The following is a 19515-nucleotide window of genomic DNA, read 5'->3' as shown; positions in this document are numbered from 1 at the left end:
GCCCGAGCCCGCCCCGGGCCTCCGGCGCAAATGTCCGGCCACAGGTTTGTGGCCGGACATTTCGGGTACTGCACCCAGCAGCGTCCAAGCGCCTATCGGGAGGCGACCATGATGGAGAGCCGGATCAAGCTACTGGGACACCCGGTGCATCCGATGCTGGTGATGTTCCCGATCGCCCTCTTCGTGGCGGCGGTGATCTTCGACGTCATCGACGTCGCCGGCGGGCCGGGCTTCCTGGGCGAGCTGGCGTACTGGAACATCCTGGTCGGCCTGATCGGCGGCGTACTGGCGGTGGTGGCCGGCGCGGTGGACCTGCTGGCCGTTCCGGCCGGGACCCGGGCGAAGCGGGTCGGCGTCGCGCACGCCGCGACGAACCTCGGCGTCCTGTTGCTCTTCGCCGCGATCTGGGCGGTCCGGATGGCCGCGGACAACCGCGCCGCCGGCGGCGCGCTCGTCGCGATCGAGGTGGTCGCGATCGCCGGCGCCGGGCTCGGTGCCTGGCTGGGCGGGGAACTGGTGGACCGGCTGGGCGTGGGAGTGGATCCGGACGCCGACCTGAACGCCTCCAGTTCGCTGCGCCCCCGGCCCGCCGACCGCCGGTTGGGCGACATCCGTTGACGGGGTCGACGGGACCACAGAACGGTACGAGGTTGACCGCGCCGACGGCACGGTACGAGCAGGAGGGGACACGGAGCCATGGGTGAGCCGGGACGTGGCGGGGGAGACCGTGGCTGGGACCCGATCGGCGAGTTGCAGGCCCTGCGTACGGAGTTGCGCCGGCTGGTCGGCTCCGCGCTGGTGGGCGGTCGGAGCAGTTCGCCCGACGTCGAACTGCACCAGGCCGACGACGGCTGGACCGTGATCGCGCGGCTGCCCGGGGTAGCCCCCGAGGAGGTGGCGCTCGAACTCGACGACCGCGAGCTGTGTGTCCGAGCCCGGTCCGAGGCCGAGGTGAACGCGGACCACGGGATGGCTGGCAGCGGAACGCAGACCCGCGCCTTCGAGCACCGGGTGCACCTGCCGGCGCCGGTCGACCCGGAACGGATCGACGCCGTGATGGACCACGGCCTGCTCACCGTCACGCTGCGGAAGGCGGCCCGGCCCGGCCGCCGCACCATCACCATCGGCACCCGGCGCTACGACCCGGGCCAGCGTTCCAGGAGTACGAGCGGAGCCGGCCTCCGGCCCACCGTCGACCCGGCCGCCGACCGGGAAATGCACCGTCCGGACACCGCCGTGGGCACCCCGGCGCCCCGGTTCACCGGCTGACCGGCCCCGGACACCCGCTTCATGATCGGCAAGGTGCGCGACCTGGTCGGTGATGTCGAGCGGATCGCCGTACTCCGGGCCAACGCGCTCGGCGACTTCATTTTCGCGCTGCCGGCCCTGGACGCGCTACGGGCCAGCTATCCGGATGCCGAACTGGTGCTGCTCGGTGCCCCCTGGCACGAGCGCCTGCTCCGGGACCGGTCCGGACCGGTCGACCGGGTCCTGGTGGTGCCGCCCGCGCACGGCATCCGGGAAGCCGGACCCGACGAGCCGGCGCCGTCGGCGGAGTCGATGAGCCGGTTTCTCGACGCGGCCCGCCGGGAGCGGTTCGACATCGCACTACAGATGCACGGCGGTGGGGCGAACTCCAATCCACTGGTCGCCGGCCTCGGCGCGCGGGTCACCGCCGGGCTGCGCGCCGACGACGCCCCGCCGCTGGACCGCTGGCTCCGGTACGTCTACTACCAGCCGGAGATCGTCCGTTACCTGGAGGTCGCCGGCCTGGTGGGCGCCAGCCCGACCAGTCTGGTGCCCCGGCTGGCCGCGACCGACGCCGACCTGGCCGAGGCGCGGGCGGTGCTCGGCGAGCCGGACCGGCCGAGGGTCGCGCTGCATCCCGGCGCGAGCGACCCGCGCCGTCGCTGGCCGGCGGAACGGTTCGCCGAGGTCGCGGACCAGTTGGTCGCCGACGGGTACGAGGTGCTGGTCACCGGTACGCCGGACGAGCGTGAACTCGCCGAGCGGGTGGTCGCGGCGGCCCAGCTTCCGGTGCGCTCGCTGGCCGGGCAGTTGACGCTGGGCGGTCTGATCGGCTGTTATGCCGGCTGCCAGGTGGTGGTGTCCAACGACACCGGCCCGGTGCACGTCGCCGCCGCGCTGGACATCCCGACGGTGGGCATCTTCTGGGTCGGCAACCTGATCAACTGCGCCGTGCCGTTGCGGGCCCGGCACCGGCCGATCGGCTCGTGGACCCTGCACTGCCCGGTCTGCGGTGCCGACTGCAGTCGGGAACTGTATCCCGCCCGGGGCGGCGGTGCGGCCTGTCCGCACCGGGTCTCGTTCGTCACCGACGTGCCGGTGGTGGAGGTGCTGGAGGCGGTGGCGGATCTGACCCGGCCACCGAGTTAGGTGGAGCGGCTTCAGCCGACCGCGTCCCGACCGGTACGGCGGGGGCGAAGACCGGCGGCGACAGCATTCCGAGCGCGACCGCCAGCGCGAGCTGACGGTGCTGGCCGCTCACGTCCGGCCTCCCGGCTCAGGCGGAGAGTCTGCGGCTGGACGCGGCGAAGTCGGCGACGCCGTGCTCGATGGCGTACCGGGTGAGCGCGGACCGCCGACGCAGTCCGGTCTTGTCCCTGATCCGGTCCAGATAGGACCGCACCGTCCGTACGCTGATCTTCAGGGTCCGGGCGATGTCCTCGTCCCGCTCCCCGGCGGCCAGCCACGACAGCACGTCGATCTCCCGGTCGGACAGTTCGGGCCCGGCGCCGCGCCCCGCGCGGTCGTCGGTCAGCACCGGCGCCAGCGTCGCGGAGGCGTAGCGGTGCCCGGCGGCGACCTGTCGTAGCCCCCGGAGGATCTCGTCGGCGTCGGCACTCTTGGCGAGGTAGCCCGCCGCGCCGGCGGCCATCGCCCCGCGCACCTCGGATCGGCCGGTCTCGGCCGACAGCACCAGCACCCGGTGGCCGAGCCCGGTCACGGCGCGTACCGCCGCCGCGCCCTGTACCCCCGGCAACCTCATGTCCAGCAGCACCAGGCAGTGCGGGCACCGTCGGGTGGTGGCGAACTCGGCGACGGAACCGGCGACCGTGCACACGACGAAATCCGGTGCCGCGTCGAGCAGCCCGGCCAGGGCGACCCGGTAGAGCGGATGATCCTCGACGACTCCGACCGTGATGACTCCTGCTGCCACCCCGCACCCCCTGCCACCTCACGCCCGGGACAGCGCGCCCGTGTGGTCCGAACCTCGGCGGTTCGACCGTATCGGCGGGACGGAAGCGGCGGTGATGGTTGTTCGTCCACCACGTCGGCGGCAGATGTCCGCCCGACCCGTCGCCTCAGAACGCGTCGCCTCAGAACGCGTTGCCTCGGAACGCGTCGCATCGGAACGCGTCGCATCGGAACGCGTTGCCTCGGAACGCGTCGGCTCGGAGTTCGGCGGCTCAGAGCTCGTCGGCCTGGACCAGGCCGTCCTGGATGGCCCGGGCGACCAGCGCGGCCTTCGTCGGCGCCGGACGGCCGACGTTCGCGTACTTGATCCGGGCCCGCTCCAGACAGGCGTTGACCCGGCGTACGGTCAGGTGCAGCCGCTTGGCGACCATCTCCTTCGACTCGCTGCGGAACCATTCGAGCAGCACCTCGGTCTCCCGGGGAGACAGCCTCGGCCGGTCCGGCCGGTTGTCGGTGCCGAACGCGCCGGAGAGCATCGGCGGCAGGTACGGCACGTTCTGCGCGGCGGCCAGGGTGGCGGCGACCAGGTGGTCCTCGCCCTCCGCCTTCGTCAGGTAGGTGAACGCCCCGATGTCCAGGCAGTTCAGTACGGTCTCGCGGTCCGCCCGCATGCTGTAGACGACCACCTGGCGGCCGGCGTCAACCAACCGCTTCAGGTCGCCGTACGCCGGGCCGGTGAGATCGAGCTGCAGGTCGAACACCACCACGTCGGCGCCGTTGCCCGGCGGCAACCAGGCGGTGGCTACCGTCGGGCCGGCATCGAGCACCTGGATCGGCGGGTCGGCGAGCGAACACCAGGCCCGCACCCCCGCGATCACCACGGGATGATCGTCAACGACCACGACCGAGATCATGACTTCCCCTGCCAACTCGACTGGATCCACAGGCGGTCCCCGTCCACTGTGGCGGACGTGTGCACGCCGTCGCCGTCGGGGAACGGGTCGATCTCCGTCGGGCGGCCGGTGACGGCACTGACCGTCACGGTCCCGTCCGAGCCGACCACGGTCAGCCGTACCTTTCCCCGGGCGGTCGCCAGCGCCCAGAGCGGGGCCTCGGTCAGCCTGCGCCGTACTCCGGTGGGAATCGTCGGGCGCTCGCCGAACTCCGCGAACGTCACCGAGACCCCGTTCCGCTCGGCCAGCTCGATGCAGGCCCGCAACTCGTGCAGCAGCGGATCGGGCACGGTGGCGTCCTCGGCGAACAGCCGGCGCATCTTGGCCGCCTCGACCGCGCAGGACCGGCGTACCGACTCGGCTCCGGGATCCAACTCGCCGCTGGCCAGGCCGGACAGCAGCGGCACGGTCGTCTCCGCGAGATCCGCGTAGCGTTCCCGGCGGTCCCGGGCCAGCTGGGCGGCGACCGCCTCGGTGGTCCGCACCTCCTCCTCCGCCCGCGCGACCCGGGCCGAGGAGACGGCGAGCTGGCGCAACACGATCGCGATCATGCCGACCCCGAGCTGGAAGGCCAGGACGATCACGGTCGCGTTCACCGACGCGGCGAACGTGATCGCGGCGTCCGCACCGAGCACCGTCTGGGCGAAGGTCATCAGGTAGTGGCCGGCGAGCACTCCCACGAAGATCAGCGGCCGGGTGTCGAGCAGCAGGAGTACGACCGTCCAGCCCGCGTTCCCCTCCGACCAGTGCGCGTACCCGAGCCGCTGGTCCGGCGGCACCGATTCGGTGGCGACCGCGGACAGCACGAACACCAGGGCCAACAGGGGCCAGCGCCACCTGCCGAGCCCGCGCCGCCGCAGCAGACCGGCGGCGACGACAAGCGTCAGCACCACGAACCCGCCCATCGCCACGTACTGCGCGGCGACCGACCGGTACGCGTCGTGGCTGGCCAGCAGCTTCGGCAGGTCGAGCAGGAGCAGGATGACCAGGTTGATGGCCACGGTCGCCCAGAGCAGGCCGCGCTGGAACCGGGTGGCGATGATCTCGACGTTCCCGTCGTCGGACTCCGGTGCGGTACGGGGGCACTCCATCCGTACCGTGGTGCCCCGGCCGGGGCTGCTGTCGACCGTCGCACGCCCGCCGATCCGGGTCATTCGCTCCACGATGGAACGGGCGACGCCGTACCGGTGCTCGGAGACCTGGTCGGAGGCGAAGCCGCGACCGGAGTCGACGACCTCCACCACCACCGTTTCCGCTTCGCCGCCGACCACCGAGACGGCGACCTCGGCCGAGTCGGTCTCCGCGTGCCGGACCACGTTGGTGAGCGCCTCGCGGGTGCCGTGGGACAACATCACCGCGTCCACCGCGCGCATCGGCACCGCCGCCGGGCCCCGCCAGCGCACCCGCAGCGGCGTGTGCCGGACCACCTCCCGCAACATGCCGACCAGGTCGACCTCGCGTTGGGACACCACCGCCGGGCCACTGATCACCTCGAGGTCCCGGGACGCCTGCTCGGCGAGCCACCGCTCGCCTCCGGCGGCCACCCCGGCCCCGACCATCAGCAGGGTGGCCGAGGACGTGTCGTGCAGCGCGGCCAGGTACTCGCGTTCGTCATCCCGCCGGGCCGCGGCGACCGCGGTGTCCCGCCGGATCCGCTCCCCGCGCGCCACCAGCCGGTCGGCGGCCTGTGCACTGCGCCGTACCAGGCGGTAGAGGCTCCAGGAGAGCGCGACCTCCGCCACCATCCACAACCGGATCGGAATGGACGCCAGCCCCAGGCCCGCGAGCCAGCCGTCCGGATCGGCGATCGCCGCGCCGCCGATGTCCGCCGTCATGACCGCGATCGTCGCGACGGCGAGCGCGCGGGTGCCGAGTTGCCACGGATAGGTCACCAGGGCGATCGCCGCGGCGGCCGACACCCAGTTCGTGCTCCCGGAACCTCCGTCGGTGGGCGCCGGCCAGACCTGGAGCAGGCAGACCGCAGACAGCACCGTCACGTCGGCGGGAACCAGCCAGCGGGGGGCGCCGCGCAGCGTGCGGACGGCGTAGTAGACGTTCCAGGCGTTGATCAGCAGCACCATCGCGGTGGCCGGGACCGGCTCCCGAGCGGTGCCCAGCAGCAGTGCCGCGAGACTCGCGGTGGCGACCACGACGAGCCGGAGCCCGAGCGCGTAGCGCAGCCCCTGCCGCAGCAGCCCCCGCTCGACCGACCCCATCAACGCGGGGTCGTTCTGTTCGCCTCGGCCGGATCGAGCGTCGCTCCGGTCGGGAACATCGCGAGCACCGGGGCCGGCACGCCGTACGGACGCACCCGGCCGTATCCGAGCGACGGGATCACGTCACCGCCCGCGACCGGATACTTCGGCCCGAGCGCGGTGCCGAGCAGTAGTCGCCCGGACGGCGAGACCGGATGGTCCGCGTCGGCCGAAGCCAGGGCGGACACCAGCCGTCGGCGAAGGAACTGGTACGCCTGGATCAGATCCCTCTGCGTCCACACTCGACGACTCCCGTGCGCTGTTGGCGAACGTCAGGCAACGGCGATAATACCGAGTGTTCATCGCTTTCCGTCCTGTCCGGCGAAGTCGTGTGCTTGGCGGGATCCATCGATGTCAGTCACAGCGACTCCGATCCGGCCGGGCGTCGACCAGACCCACCGGGCAACCCGGCGCCTACCAATGGGCGGCGATATTCGTCCGCTACCGCTACCACTACCGCTACCGCTACCGCTACCGCGCCGCCGCCAGCCAGCCGGCCCCGACCGCCGTGCACAGCCTCGCGCTCCGGCTGCTCATGCAGACCCAGACCGATCGGTGGGTGGTCCAGCGCTCGGGCCGTCCGCGAGCACGGCCTCCCAGGCCTCCACGGTCCGCTCGGTGACCGTGGTCGGTGCCTCCAGGTGGTACGCGCCGCTGGGCAGCACCCCGGCTCCGGCGTACCGGCTCATCACCGCGAGTTGGGCGGCCACGTCCTCGCCCTGGTGGCCCGGGTCGAGTCGGTGCCAGAAGTCGAACCCTCCGGAGTCGCGCAGCCGGGACCGGTCGTAGAGCACACATCCGCCGATCCAGGAGACCTTGTACGCCCGCCACTGGCCCGGCGGCAGGCGACGGGACGCGGTGACGTGCAGCAGGTTGGCGGCCGAGTGGATCTGCGCCCGCTCCCACTCGGGCGTGCCGGGGCGGGGTAGTTCCGGTCTCGGCGGGCCCGGCCATTCGGCGTAGTGGCGGTGGGTCTCCGGCCGGACGTCGTCGAGATAGGACAGTCCGTGCACCGCGTTGCCGACGAAGCCGCAGTCCAGCTCCTGGATGGCGGTGAGCAGCCGGTCGACGGTGCCCGGTTCGAGCCAGACGTCGTCGTCGAGGTAGAGCACGTACCGGGCGGCGGAGGCGTCGAGCAGGTACGCGCGGTGTTCGGCCAGGCCGCGCCGGGGAAGCCGCCGAGTGAGCAGGACCGGATGACCCCGGTGCCGGAGTACCCGGACCATCGCCGCCGCCGCCGGTTCGGCCCAGCCGGGGTCGTCGTCGGACTGGTCGCTGACCACCACCCCGAACCCGGTGGTGCCGTCCTGCCGCTGAGCGGCCAGACCGGCGAGGGTGACGGCCAGTTCGGCGGGCCGGTTCCGGGTAGGCACGAGCACGTCCAGCAGTCTCGGTGCCAGGAAGTCGTCCCGGCTGCCCGGGTCGAGGGGCCGGTTCAGCCGGTACTGCGGCCGGTTCACGCCCGGCGGCTCGGTGCCGGCACCGCCTCGGCGTCCGCCGTACTACCGCCGGTGTCGCTGTTGTCGCTGTTGGCGCTGTTGGTGCTGGTGTCGCCGGTGTTGCTGTTGGCGCTGGTGGCGCTGTTGGTGCTGTTGGCGCTGTTGGTGCTGGTGTCGCCGGTGTTGCTGGTGTCGCCGGGAAGCGCGGGGCGCCGGTCGTCGCCGTGTGACCGGATCCGCTCGATGACGGCCGAGGTGGACCGGTCCGGCACGTACCCGAGCGTGCGCACCTCGCCGCCCAGGCGGCGTACCAGGGGTGCCTCCGGAACCATCTCCGGCGGATAGTCGCCGCCCTTGACGTACAGGTCGGGGCGGACGGCCTCGATGAGCGCGGACGGCGAGTCCTCCTCGAAGATCACCACGTGGTCCACGCAGGACAGCGCGGCGAGCACCGCCACCCGGTCCTCCACCGGATTCACCGGCCGGTCCGTGCCCTTGACCCGACGTACGCTGTCGTCGGAGTTGACCGCCACCACCAGCAGGTCGCCGAGGCCGCGTGCCTGGTCGAGATAGCGGACGTGTCCCCGGTGCAGCACGTCGAAGCATCCGTTGGTGAAGACGATGCTGCGTCCCTCGGCCCGGCGCCGGGCGACGAGTTCGATCAGCGCGTCCTGGTCGAGGACGATCCGGGGCCGTTCCTCGTCGACCGGACCCAGCGCGGCGAGCAGGTCCTCGCGCAGGCAGACACAGGTGCCGGTGTCCGAGACCGTGGTCGTCGCGGCCAACTGGGCGAGCTGGGCGGCGGTGGGCAGCGGTGCCTCGGCGGCCAGGGCCAGGGTCATGGCCGCCAGGTACGCGTCACCGGCGCCGACGGCGTAACTGGCCGGCACCGGGGTGGCGTGGCTGCGCCGGGACCGGCCGTCGGCGCCACCCACCACCGCACCCTCGGTGTCCAGGGTGACCGCCACCACGTCGGCGCCGGTACGCTCGCGCAACTCGGCCAGCCGGGCCTGCGCGACGACCGCCCGGCTGACACCTCCGTCGGCGACCGGCCGCCCCCCGGCGGCACTCGACCTCTCGTCGCCGGCCACCACGATGTCGTCGCCGGCCACCCCGATCTCGTCACTGGTCACCGAGATGCCGTCGCCGCCCGGACCACCGTCGGTGCCGGACGTCCCACCGTCGGACACCGCCGGTCCGGTCCGGTCTCCGCCGGGATCGCCGTTCTCGTCGCCGTTTCCGGCGCTGGCGTGGACCTCCCGGCCGCCGATGGAACTGGTCGTGCCGTCTTCGTCGACGCTGATCCGGGTACCGGCGACCGCCGAGGACCGTCGGATCCGGTTGCCGCCCGGATTCGGCCCGCTGAGCAGCCGGGTCGCCTCGGCGAAGCTCGGGGTCACCACCGTCGGGGCAAGACCGCGCCAGTGTGCGAGATCGTGGGCGTCCAGGGCCACCGTCGCGAAGTGGTCGCGATGCTCCACCAACCAGCCGCGTACCGCCTCGGGCAGCGCGCCCAGTCCGTAGTCGCAGACCACCAGCGTCGGCGGTTGACCGTCCTGTTCCGCGCGCAGTTCCTCGGTGGCGTGCGCGAGTGCGCTCAGCATCCGGCGTACGCCGTCCTCGGGCAGGGTCTCGTCGGCGTCGCCCTCGTCCTCCCGCACCAGGATCTGGTCGGCGGCGAGCAACCGCCGTTTCACCGGGGTGGGGCGACCGGGTTGGCTGATGGTCCGGTCCCAGACGCCGGCCCGGTCGAGGCAGTCGTGCAGTTCGTCACCGGCGACGTCGGCGCCGACCGGTGCGACCAGGGTGGCCCGGCCGCCGAGCGCGGTGAGGTTGACGGCGGTGTTCGCGGCGCCGCCGGCCGCGCAGAGCCGGCGGCGCAGGGTCAGCACCGGTGCGGGAGCCTCCCGGCAGAGCCGGTCCGACTCGGCGAACCGCCACTCGTCCAACATCGCGTCGCCGACCACAAGTACGCCGCGTCCGAGCCAGCTCTCCACCACCGCGGCCAGGCGGCGCTGTTCCGCTGCGTCTGTCGCCATGCCGCTGCGGGTCCCCGGTGCCGCGCCGGCCAAACCTGGCCCGCGCTCGCCGGTGACGCGGTGTCCCGGCTGCCGCCGGTCCGGGGTGTTTGGCCCCTGCCGTACCGGGAATGTCAGTTTTCAGGCACCGCCTATCTGGCGTGTCACCGGCATTGGCGTACCCATCCCTGGAGGGAAGGAGAAACTGAGATGACCGCGACGTTGCAGGGCAAGCGCATTGCGTTTCTGGCCACCGACGGCGTGGAGGAGGTCGAGTACACCCGGCCCCGGGAGGCGGTCGAGGCGGCCGGCGGACGGGCCGAGCTGGTCTCCCTCGACTCCGGTTCGATCCAGGCGTTCAACCACCTGGACAAGGCCGGGACGTACGACGTGGACGTCACCACCGCGGCCGCCGACCCCGAGGCGTACGACGGCCTGGTGCTGCCCGGTGGGGTGGCGAACCCGGACGCCCTGCGGGCCGACCCCGACGCCGTACGCTTCGTCCGGGCGTTCTTCGAGGCCGGCAAGCCGGTCGGCGCGATCTGCCACGCCCCGTGGACGCTGATCGACGCCGACGTGGTGAAGGGGCGCACCCTCACCTCGTGGCCGAGCCTGCGTACCGACCTGGCGAACGCCGGGGCGCACTGGGTCGACGAGGAGTGTCACGTCGACAACGGGCTGGTGACCAGCCGCAAGCCGGACGACCTGCCGGCGTTCTGCGCGAAGCTGGTGGAGGAACTCGCCGAGGGCCGGCACTGACGCCCTGACGCCCCCACCCCGGCGGAAACGATCGTCGGCGGCGCCGGACTTCCGAAATCGGAGTTCGGGGCCGCCGCATGAGCGGGGTCACATCCGTCCGGCGCCACCGGTAGGTGCCGATCATGCAGGTCAAGACTGGCGGTAGGTATTTTCTGTGCCAGCAGGGGGAGAAGGCACTATGACCACCGCTGACGACGTGCGGCCGACCCTGAATCGCCGACAGATCCGTCTGCTCATGATCGGTCTGATGACCGGAATGCTGCTGGCCGCGCTGGACCAGACCATCGTCGGGACCGCGCTCCCGACGATCGTGGGTGAACTGGGCGGAATCAACCACTACTCGTGGGTGGTCACCGCGTACCTGCTCGCGTCCACCGCCTCCACGCCGCTCTACGGCAAGATGGCCGACCTGTACGGACGCCGCCCGGTCTTCCTCTTCTCCATCGGCGCCTTCCTGGTCGGCTCGCTGGCCGCCGGGTTCTCCCAGGACATGACCCAGTTGATCATCACGCGGGGAGTCCAGGGGCTCGGTGCCGGTGGTCTGATGACGCTGGCCTTCACGATCATCTCCGACGTGGTGTCGCCCCGGGAGCGCGGTCGCTACCAGGGCCTGTTCGGCGCGGTCTTCGGCATCTCCTCGGTCGCCGGCCCGCTGGTCGGCGGATACTTCGCCGAGCACGACTGGCGATGGATCTTCTTCATCAACGTCCCGCTGGCGATCGTCGCCATCATCGTCTGCTACCACGTGATGCGGCTGATCCCGTTCGAGCGGCGGCAGCACGCGATCGACTGGCTGGGCGCGGGCCTGCTGGTGGCCGGGGTCAGCTCCCTGCTGCTCGCGCTGAGCTGGGGCGGCAACGAGTACGCCTGGGGCTCCGGGACCATCATCGGGCTGTTCGTCGCCGGTGCCGTGCTCTCGGCGCTCTTCCTGCTCCAGGAGTCGCGGGTCGCCGAGCCGATCCTGCCGCTCAAGCTGTTCCGCCGGGCCACCTTCGCGCTGGCCAACACGGCGGGCTTCGTACTCGGTCTGGTGATGTTCGGGTCGATCATCTTCATCCCGCTCTACCTGCAGATCGTCAAGGGCGCCTCGCCGACCGACAGCGGTCTGCTGATGCTGCCGATGATGGCCGGCATCATCGTCACGTCGGTCCTCTCCGGCCGGGCGATCAGCCGGATCGGGCGCTACAAGTGGTTCCCGGTCGCCGGGGCGATCGTGCTGGTGGCGGGGATGCTGCTGTTCACCCAGTTGCAGGTGGACACGCCGCTCTGGGTCTCGTTCATCTATATGGTGATCATTGGTGTCGGGCTCGGCCTGTGCATGCAGTCGCTGATCCTCGCCGTGCAGAACGCGGTCGAGGTCCGGGACCTCGGCGCCGGTACGTCGGCGGCCACCTTCTTCCGGTCCCTCGGCGGCTCGTTCGGAGTGGCGATCCTCGGCGCGGTGCTGTCGGCCCGGCTGGCGAGCGGGCTGGCCGACCGGCTGCCGGGGGCGATCGCCCAGCTACCGCCGGAGCAGCGGGGCCAGTTCGCCAACGCGACCATGGAATTCTCGATCAACGAGCCGTCCCGGATCCTGGCGCTGCCCGAGCCGGTACGGCACGCCATCCAGGAGTCGTTCGTCGGCGCCCTGCACGTCGTCTTCCTGGTGGCCGGGCTGATCGCGATCCTCGCGGTGGCGGTGACCCTGGCGCTGCCGAACCGGGAACTGCGCGGTGGCCCGCCGGCAGCCTCGGGCGAGGGCCTGGCCAGGGACAAGAAGGGCGACGCGGCCGCCGAGATGGAGGCCAACGCCCAGACGCTGCTCTGAGCGGGCGGACGCCGGGGCAAGGGTCGGTCGACGGCGGCCCGCGCCCCGGCTCGTTCCAGGTTGCGGCACCGGGAGATGCGTGACATGCCAGCCGTGGAATCCCGGCTGTCCGGAGGACTAGGTTGCGCGGGGTACGGGACGCTGACTGGCTTGTAACAGAACCAGTCCGGCAATCTGGACGAAGACGTCCCGCTTGTCGATGGCCGCGCCCTCCCGGTCGACGACGTACCCCGTGCCCCAGGCGAACCCGTAATAGGTCGGTCTGGCATCCACCGCGACCACCCGCAGCACGAGCTTCCGGCCTCCGCTGAACTGGACGCTGGCCCCTGTCCCGACACCGATCACGTCCCCCGGTCGCGGAACCCGGTTCACCGGACCCGCACCCAGCGACCGTCCCGCTTTTCGAAGTCCTTCACGTGCCCCTGTCGCGGCTGGCAGTCCTCGCCGCACAGGCAGATCACGCGGTCGTGGAGGGCCGACCACACCGGCCTGTGCCTGGTCCGCCAACTGTGGGACTCGTGTCGGAGCCATCTGATCCAGAACATGGCTGGGTCTCCCGCCGGTCAGGAGCACGGTTGCTGGGCCTTGGTCGACCACCGCATCCACCCTCACCGTTCCACGCATAATTGAAATCCGCAATATGCGGATCGCATTAGGGATGGACGCAATATGCGAACGGCACTCTTCATGGCAAGATGGCGGCATGCCTCAACGCCAGAGCCCGACCGTCAGGCGGCGACGCTTGGCGCTGACCCTGCGGCAACTCCGCGAGCGGGCAGGGATCACGTCGGCCGAAGCCGCGCGGGGTGTCGATCACGACGCGAGCTGGCTCAGCCGGATTGAGACAGCCGAGGTCCGTCCACATCCGAACGACGTGCGGGCGCTTCTGGCGCTCTACGGCGTGAAAGGCGATCAGGCCGAAGCCGTGATCACGGTGGCCCGGCAAGCCAAGCAACGTGGGTGGTGGCAGCGGTACAGCGACGTCCTGCCGGACTGGTTCGCCGCGTACGTCGGGATGGAATCCGAGGCATCGGTCATCCGGACGTACGAGTGCCAGATGGTGCCGGGTCTGTTGCAGACCGAGGAGTATGCACGGGCAGCGTTCGAGGGTGCTCCCGTCCCGATGAGGGATGGCGAGGTGGAACGACAGGTTTCGCTACGGATGGAGCGGCAAGCCATCCTGACGAGCGAAGATCCGCCGATGCTGCGTGTGGTCATTGACGAGGGCGCTGCTCGCCGAATGGTCGGCGGCCCCGGGGTACTACAGCGGCAGCTCAACCGACTGGTCGAAGAGTCAACCCGGAGCAACGTCCAGATCCAGTTGCTGCCTTACTCGGCCGGGGTCGGCTTCGACGGCAGCTTTGTGATCCTCGACTTCCCGCCGATGCCCGAGCCGTACCCGGATGCGGTCGAGGAACGGGTGGTCTACGTTGACACCCTGACAGGGGCGCTGTACCTGGAGCAGCCCGGAGAGGTAGCCGCCTACGCTGCGGCACACGAGCAGCTACAAGCCCTTGCGCTGGCGCCCAACCCCACGCGGGATACGCTGCGTGCGGTCGCGGCAGACCTGAGCACCTAGGAGGGCACGGCATGGACCTGTCTCGCGTCACCTGGCGCAAGAGCACCAGGTCCGGATCAAGCGGCAACTGCATCGAGGTCGCCACACCGCCCCAGGTTGTCTTCGTCCGTGACAGCAAGGACCGGTCCGGCCCGGTGCTGGCGTTCGAACCCGCAGCCTGGCGTGTGTTCATCGCTCGCGTTCTCCGCTGAGGGTCAGTGCTGGTGCATGCCGGCCTAGCCGGGCCGGCAGTAACTCGACTCCACCAGCAGAATAGTTCCGCAATAGCCTTGAGGATCGTCACTCGGTCGTTGGGATCCGCACCACGATTCACCGAGATCGAGACGATGACTCGTAGGGAGCCGGTTTCTAGCCCTCATCAGCGAGCCACAGTCTGATTTCCCTGAGGGAACTTAGTCTCCCGCGAACCATGACGGAGAGGTTGGCGCCGTACGGTCCGGTCACTTCAGGACGACCTGGCCGGTCTGTTCGAACGTGGTCAGGTCGTCCAGGGTCTCCAGCACCGTCGAGGAGACCGGTGCCGGCAGCGCCCGGGCCGGATAGAAGCCGGCGTTGGTCGTCTCGTCGGTGGTGGTGACCAGCTCGCCCTCCCAGGCGTCGACCCGGAAGGCCACCACGAAGAGTTGGTACGTGTCGCCGTACATGTTGGTGAAGGTGCGGTCCGGCCCGGTGTGCATGGCGAACGGGGTGACCGAGGTCGCGGTCAGCCCGGTCTCCTCCCAGACCTCCCGGACGGCGCACTGGGAGATCGACTCGCCGAGCTCCATCGCCCCGGCCGGCAGCGCCCAGAAGCCGTTGTCGGAGCGCTCGATCAGCAGCACCTGGCCCGCCGCGTCCCGGACCACCGCCCGCGATCCCACGAACATCAACGTCCGGTCACCGGCGAGCGCCCGGAGCTGGCCGAGGTACGACTCGGCCCACGGAATACTGGTCATCGGCGTACTCCAAGGGTGGTCAGGTTGTGAGCTGCGACACTAGGTTGTTTGCCATGCGTAGCACGATGATGGACGCGCCCCTGCAGATTTCCCGGATCCTCGAACACGGCAGTACGGTGCACGGCTCCGCCGAGGTGGTCACCTGGGTCGGCGACGGTTCCCGGCGGATGAGCTACGCCGAGGTCGGTGCGGCGGCCGCCCGGCTCGCACACGCGCTCCGCGACGAACTCGGGGTGACCGGCGATCAGCGGGTCGCCACCTTCATGTGGAACAACGCCGAACACCTGATCGCCTACTTCGCGGTGCCGAGCATGGGTGCGGTGCTGCACACGTTGAACATCCGCCTCTTTCCGGACCAGGTGGCGTACATCGCCACCCACGCCGAGGACCGGGTGGTGCTGGTCGACTCGACCCTGATCCCGTTGCTGGCCAGGGCCTTGCCCGAGATGTCCACTGTAGAGCATGTGGTGGTGGCCGGCGACGGTGACCCGGCTCCGCTGCTGGCGGCCGGCGGCGGGCGGGTCGCCGTACATCGGTGGTCGGATCTGGTCCGGGACAGGCCCTCCCGGTACGACTGGCCGGAGGTGGACGAACGGGACGCGGCGGCGCTCTGCTACACCTCGGGCACCACCGGCAACCCGAAGGGCGTCGCGTACTCGCACCGGTCGATCTGGCTGCACTCGGTGCAGATCTGCCTGCCGGAGTCCTTCGGGCTCGGCCCGACCACCCGGGAACTCGCGATCGTGCCGATGTTCCACGCGATGTCCTGGGGCATCCCGTACGCCGCGTTCATGTGCGGAGCCTCGCTGATCATGCCGGACCGGTTCCTCCAGGGCGCCCCGATCGCCGAGATGATCGCGGCCGAGCGGCCGACCCTGGCCGGTGCGGTGCCGACCATCTGGACCGACCTGCTCACCCACCTGGACGCCAACTCCGTCGACACCTCCTCGCTGACCGAGGTGATCGTCGGCGGCGCCGCCTGCCCGCCCGCGCTGATGCATGCCTTCGCCGACCGGCACCGGATCGACGTGATCCACGCCTGGGGGATGACCGAGATGTCGCCGCTCGGCTCGGTGGCCCGGCCGCCGGCCGGCGCGACCGGGGACGACGCCTGGCGCTACCGCTACACCCAGGGGCGGGTGCCGGCCGGGGTGGCGGCCCGGATCGTCGGCCCGCTGGGCGAGCAGTTGCCCGCCGACGGCCGGGCCGTCGGCGAACTGGAGGTTCGGGGACCCTGGGTCACCGCCCGGTACGTCGGGGACGACGAACCCGACCCGGAGAAGTTCCGGGACGGGTGGCTGCGTACCGGTGACGTCGGCACCCTGTCGGCGGACGGCTTCATCACCCTCACCGACCGGGCCAAGGACGTGATCAAGTCGGGCGGCGAGTGGATCTCCTCGGTCGACCTGGAGAACGCGCTGATGGCGCATCCGGGGGTGCTGGAGGCGTGCGTGGTCGGAGTGCCCGACCCGCGCTGGGACGAACGTCCACTCGCGACGGTCGTGCTGCACCAGGGTGCCACCGCGAGCGCCGAGGAGCTGCGCGATTTCCTCGCCGAGCGGGTGGCCCGGTGGCAGTTGCCGGAGCGCTGGGCGTTCATCGAGACGGTGCCGAAGACCTCGGTGGGCAAGTTCGACAAGAAGCAGGTCCGGGCCAGCTTCGGCGCCGGGGCGCTCGACGTCGTCGAACTGGCCGCGGTCACCGTCCCGCCGAACCGCTGACCGCCGCGATGCCGATGCCGGCGCCAGCGCCGATGCCAGCGCCGGTGCCAGCGCCGGTGGTGGACCGGAGCGTCCTGACCGTCCGCCGGCCACGGATGATCCATTCGGCCACGGCGAGGTTGATCACCCAGCCGGCGGCGACCAGCAGCGCCCTGCCCGTCTCGCCGGGCATGCCGAGGAACAGCATCCAGGGCAGGTGGGTCAGCGCCTGGGTCCCCGCGCCCTGACCGATGGCGTAACCCCGGATCATCCAGGCGCGGTGCCGGACGAAGTTCCGGCGGAGTACGGCGGCGAAGCCGAGGACGATGCAGCCGACCATCGCGGAGCCGAACAGGAGCCGGAACCCGGTCAGGAGATCACCGTCGCCGGCCGGTTGCGGGTAGAACAGGGTCATCCAGAGCCCGGAGAGGGCGGCGACGAGCCCGGCCGGCACCAGCAGCCGTCCAGCGGTCCGGTGCCAGCCGCGCCCCCGGCGGCGAAGTCCGGGAACGAACTGGAAGGCCCCCAGGACGCAGAACAGGGTGGCCCCGACGATGTGCAGCAGCACGGGCACGGGAGCGGCGAAGAACCGGGCGTTCTCCGGTGTCACCTCCGCGCCGCTGGTCAGTTCGGCCATCCGGACGGCACCGGCCAGCACCGGAACCGCGGCGAGCGTGATCAGCAGGGTGGGCACGAGCCACGCCGACTTGGCGGAGGAGGTCATGGCGCAGGTTCCCTTCGTCGTTCTGACCGCCCCTGCGTCGGCCGCCGCGCGGCGAGGCGGGGGTACGGGGAACCAAGCTGGCGTGTTCCCCGCCGTCAGAACTCGATGGTGCCGGCCGGGCGGGAGCCACTCATCGGCACATGGGCCCGAGCCTTCCCGGTCGAAGGTCCGGGACGGGCGCCGTACTTTCGGCGTGCGGCGTGTGCGGCGTGGGCGGCGTACGGCGTGGTCGGCCCCGGTCAGCGACGGGCGCTGCCGTCCCGGCCGGACCCGTGGGTGACCCGGTTGGTCTCATAGGCCCACATGGCGATCTCGACGCGGTTACGGGCGCCGAGCTTGGCCATCAGGCTGGCGATGTGGGTCTTGACGGTGCTGAGCGTGATGTACAGCTCGGCGGCGATCTCGCTGTTCGTCCGTCCACGGGCGACGGTCGCGAGGACCTGCTCCTCCCGGTCCGTCAGCGCCTCGATCGGTTGTCTCGGTGGTCCGCTGGGTCCGGCGTCGGCGAACGCCCTGAGCAGCCGGGTGGTGATGCTCGGGGCGATCAGCGCGTCACCGTTCGCGGCGGCGTGGACGGCCTGGGCGAGCAGGTCCGGGCCGGCGTCCTTGAGCAGGAAGCCCCGGGCACCGGCCCGAAGGGCGGCGTAGACGTAGTCGTCGAGGTCGAAGGTGGTGATGACGACGACGGCGAGCGGATCGTCCACGGTCGGACCGGCGAGGGCCCGGGTGGCTTCGATCCCGTCCATGCCGGGCATCCGGATGTCGAACAGGCACACGTCGGGTCGGAGCCGTCGGGCGAGTTCGACCGCACGCCGCCCGTCGGCGGCCTCGCCGATGACCTCGATCTCCGGTTGGGCGTTGAGGATCATCGTCAGCCCGGTGCGGACGATCTCCTGGTCGTCGGCGACGACCACCCGGACGCTCATCCGGCCGACCCGGTGCGGGGCAGTACGGCGGTCACGGTCCAACCCCGACCGGGATTCGGCCCGGCCTCGCAGGTGCCGCCGAGCAGGTCGGCGCGTTCGATCATGCCGAGCAGCCCGTACCCGCGCGACGCGGTCGGACGTACCGACGCGGTGTCGCCGTCGTCGCGCACCCTCAGGTGTACGCAGGTGTCGTCGGTGGCGACCCGCACCTCGATCCGGGTCGCGTGCCGCGCGTGCCGGCGGGCGTTGGTGATCGACTCCTGGGCGAGGCGGTAGATCGCGGTGTCCACCGACGGGGGGAGATCGTCGAGATCTCCGACGAGTTCCACCTCGACGGACGGGCCGGAGAAGGACCGTCCGGCGAGTTGTTCGAGGTCGCAGACGCGCGGATTGGGCGCGAGGTCCGCCGGTTGGTCCCTGCGCAGCACCCGCACCATGGCGCGCATCTCGGTGAGCGCGCGCGACGCCTCGGCCTCGATCACCCGGAGCGCGTCGGTCGCGGCGCCCGGCTGCGATGTCGACGTCGCGAGGCCCGCCTGGGCCCGGATCGCCATCGCCGAGACGTGATGGGCGACGGTGTCGTGCAGGTCCCGGGCCAGCCGTTCGCGTTCGAGCAGCTTCACCTGGTCCAGCTCGCGGCTGCGCGACCTGGCCCGGTACCGGAACGCCGCGCCGACGGCGGTGACCGCGAACAGCACGGCGAATCCGCCGATCGCGTCGGCGAGACTGAGCGAGCCGAGGGCTATCGAGAGACCGATCCTGGCGAGGATGATCGCCGAGCCGAGCACCACGTCGCGCCCGGACCCCCACCGGAACAACGCGTACGCCAGGATCAGCAGGTACGCCATCACGTCGAGCTGGACGTCGGTTCCGACCACGAGTGCGGCCACCCCACAGGTGCCGAAGGCGATCGCGACCATCGGCAGGGGTCTGGTCCGCCGCCACAGCAGCGTGGGCACCAGCCCGACGGCGACGATCACCGACAGGACCCGCCACGGAACGTCCGGCCGCAGCACCCCCTCCAGCACGGCCCCCGGTACGAGCACCGCCACCAGCGCCCAGTCCCGCCACACCCGGTGCGGCGGGTGCGGCGGACGCGGTTCGTCCCACCCGGAGCGGAGGAGGTTGGGCACCAACCAATCGTACGAGCGTGGGTGCCGCGCCAGATCGGCCCAAAGTACGAGGGGGCGGGGTCGGCGTACGTCGCCCGGGCCGTTCCCGATCCGTTGCCGACAACCGGTAGCGGACCCGTTGCCAACCG

Annotated in this window: 19 protein-coding genes; 8 read left to right on the top strand and 11 right to left on the bottom strand. The window is 71.3% G+C overall.

Annotated features, from left to right (window positions below; translation table 11 throughout):
- Positions 1-111: 111 nt before the first annotated feature.
- The 3 genes from I0C86_RS17710 (at position 112) to I0C86_RS17700 (ending at position 2397) form a co-directional block, all read left to right on the top strand.
- On the top strand, positions 112-618 hold the full coding sequence (locus tag I0C86_RS17710; RefSeq protein ID WP_196202348.1) for a DUF2231 domain-containing protein: 507 nt from the start codon (positions 112-114) through the stop codon (positions 616-618).
- A 78-nt stretch (positions 619-696) separates the two neighbouring features.
- The gene (locus tag I0C86_RS17705) at positions 697-1269 is read left to right on the top strand and encodes an Hsp20/alpha crystallin family protein (RefSeq protein ID WP_196202342.1); all 573 of its coding nucleotides are present in this window, start codon (positions 697-699) and stop codon (positions 1267-1269) included.
- Between the two features lie 21 nt (positions 1270-1290).
- Entirely contained in the window at positions 1291-2397 is a 1107-nt protein-coding gene (locus tag I0C86_RS17700; protein WP_196202341.1) for a glycosyltransferase family 9 protein, read from the top strand.
- A 127-nt stretch (positions 2398-2524) separates the two neighbouring features.
- Here the strand turns inward: I0C86_RS17700 and I0C86_RS45080 are convergent, their stop codons facing one another.
- The 6 genes from I0C86_RS45080 to rfaE2 form a co-directional block, all read right to left on the bottom strand.
- On the bottom strand, positions 2525-3181 hold the full coding sequence (locus I0C86_RS45080) for a response regulator transcription factor (protein ID WP_196202340.1): 657 nt from the start codon (positions 3179-3181) through the stop codon (positions 2525-2527).
- Between the two features lie 250 nt (positions 3182-3431).
- Complete coding sequence (locus I0C86_RS17690) at positions 3432-4061, bottom strand: DNA-binding response regulator (RefSeq protein ID WP_323373701.1); 630 nt, start codon at positions 4059-4061, stop codon at positions 3432-3434.
- An 8-nt stretch (positions 4062-4069) separates the two neighbouring features.
- Entirely contained in the window at positions 4070-6328 is a 2259-nt protein-coding gene (locus tag I0C86_RS17685; protein ID WP_196202338.1) for a sensor histidine kinase, read from the bottom strand.
- On the bottom strand, positions 6328-6609 hold the full coding sequence (locus I0C86_RS45075) for a type VII secretion protein EccB (RefSeq protein ID WP_196202337.1): 282 nt from the start codon (positions 6607-6609) through the stop codon (positions 6328-6330). Before I0C86_RS45075 ends, I0C86_RS17685 begins: the two co-directional genes overlap by 1 nt.
- Positions 6610-6900: 291 nt before the next feature.
- A complete protein-coding gene (locus tag I0C86_RS17675) occupies positions 6901-7806 on the bottom strand; it encodes a glycosyltransferase family 2 protein (RefSeq protein WP_196202347.1) in 906 nt (301 codons plus the stop codon).
- A gap of 17 nt (positions 7807-7823) precedes the next feature.
- Positions 7824-9845 carry a D-glycero-beta-D-manno-heptose 1-phosphate adenylyltransferase gene (rfaE2, locus tag I0C86_RS17670; RefSeq protein ID WP_230394325.1) on the bottom strand — a complete coding sequence of 674 codons (2022 nt, stop codon included), beginning with the start codon at positions 9843-9845 and terminating at the stop codon, positions 7824-7826.
- A 189-nt stretch (positions 9846-10034) separates the two neighbouring features.
- Between rfaE2 and I0C86_RS17665 the strand changes: the two genes are divergently transcribed.
- Together I0C86_RS17665 and I0C86_RS17660 are read left to right on the top strand one after the other, a co-directional pair.
- Complete coding sequence (locus I0C86_RS17665; protein WP_196202336.1) at positions 10035-10583, top strand: type 1 glutamine amidotransferase domain-containing protein; 549 nt, start codon at positions 10035-10037, stop codon at positions 10581-10583.
- Positions 10584-10761: 178 nt separating this feature from the next.
- Complete coding sequence (locus tag I0C86_RS17660) at positions 10762-12390, top strand: MDR family MFS transporter (protein WP_196202335.1); 1629 nt, start codon at positions 10762-10764, stop codon at positions 12388-12390.
- A gap of 117 nt (positions 12391-12507) precedes the next feature.
- Here the strand turns inward: I0C86_RS17660 and I0C86_RS17655 are convergent, their stop codons facing one another.
- Positions 12508-12762: a hypothetical protein gene (locus I0C86_RS17655; RefSeq protein ID WP_196202334.1), complete on the bottom strand. Its 255-nt coding sequence runs from the start codon at positions 12760-12762 to the stop codon at positions 12508-12510.
- Between the two features lie 370 nt (positions 12763-13132).
- Between I0C86_RS17655 and I0C86_RS17650 the strand changes: the two genes are divergently transcribed.
- Together I0C86_RS17650 and I0C86_RS17645 are read left to right on the top strand one after the other, a co-directional pair.
- Positions 13133-13969, top strand: a complete 837-nt coding sequence (locus tag I0C86_RS17650; protein WP_230394324.1) for a helix-turn-helix domain-containing protein — start codon at positions 13133-13135, stop codon at positions 13967-13969.
- 11 nt (positions 13970-13980) lie between these two features.
- Positions 13981-14160 (top strand): DUF397 domain-containing protein, encoded by a 180-nt coding sequence (locus I0C86_RS17645; protein ID WP_196202332.1) that lies wholly within the window; start codon positions 13981-13983, stop codon positions 14158-14160.
- Positions 14161-14409: 249 nt separating this feature from the next.
- Here the strand turns inward: I0C86_RS17645 and I0C86_RS17640 are convergent, their stop codons facing one another.
- Positions 14410-14904: an NUDIX domain-containing protein gene (locus I0C86_RS17640; RefSeq protein ID WP_230394323.1), complete on the bottom strand. Its 495-nt coding sequence runs from the start codon at positions 14902-14904 to the stop codon at positions 14410-14412.
- Between the two features lie 53 nt (positions 14905-14957).
- Here I0C86_RS17640 and I0C86_RS17635 point away from each other — a divergent pair, with 53 nt between their 5' ends.
- On the top strand, positions 14958-16625 hold the full coding sequence (locus tag I0C86_RS17635) for a long-chain fatty acid--CoA ligase (protein ID WP_196202331.1): 1668 nt from the start codon (positions 14958-14960) through the stop codon (positions 16623-16625).
- On the opposite strand, the gene I0C86_RS17630 is transcribed toward I0C86_RS17635, so the two are convergent.
- From I0C86_RS17630 to I0C86_RS17620, 3 genes are all read right to left on the bottom strand, one after another.
- Complete coding sequence (locus I0C86_RS17630) at positions 16603-17298, bottom strand: DUF2306 domain-containing protein (protein ID WP_196202345.1); 696 nt, start codon at positions 17296-17298, stop codon at positions 16603-16605. The genes I0C86_RS17635 and I0C86_RS17630 overlap by 23 nt on opposite strands.
- A gap of 269 nt (positions 17299-17567) precedes the next feature.
- Complete coding sequence (locus I0C86_RS17625) at positions 17568-18254, bottom strand: response regulator (RefSeq protein ID WP_196202330.1); 687 nt, start codon at positions 18252-18254, stop codon at positions 17568-17570.
- Positions 18251-19387 carry a sensor histidine kinase gene (locus I0C86_RS17620; RefSeq protein WP_196202329.1) on the bottom strand — a complete coding sequence of 379 codons (1137 nt, stop codon included), beginning with the start codon at positions 19385-19387 and terminating at the stop codon, positions 18251-18253. Before I0C86_RS17620 ends, I0C86_RS17625 begins: the two co-directional genes overlap by 4 nt.
- Between the last annotated feature and the right edge of the window lie 128 nt (positions 19388-19515).

Source organism: Plantactinospora alkalitolerans, from assembly GCF_015690345.1.
GTDB classification, from domain to species: Bacteria; Actinomycetota; Actinomycetes; order Mycobacteriales; family Micromonosporaceae; genus Plantactinospora; species Plantactinospora alkalitolerans.
This window is presented reverse-complemented; position numbering and strand designations above follow the sequence as displayed.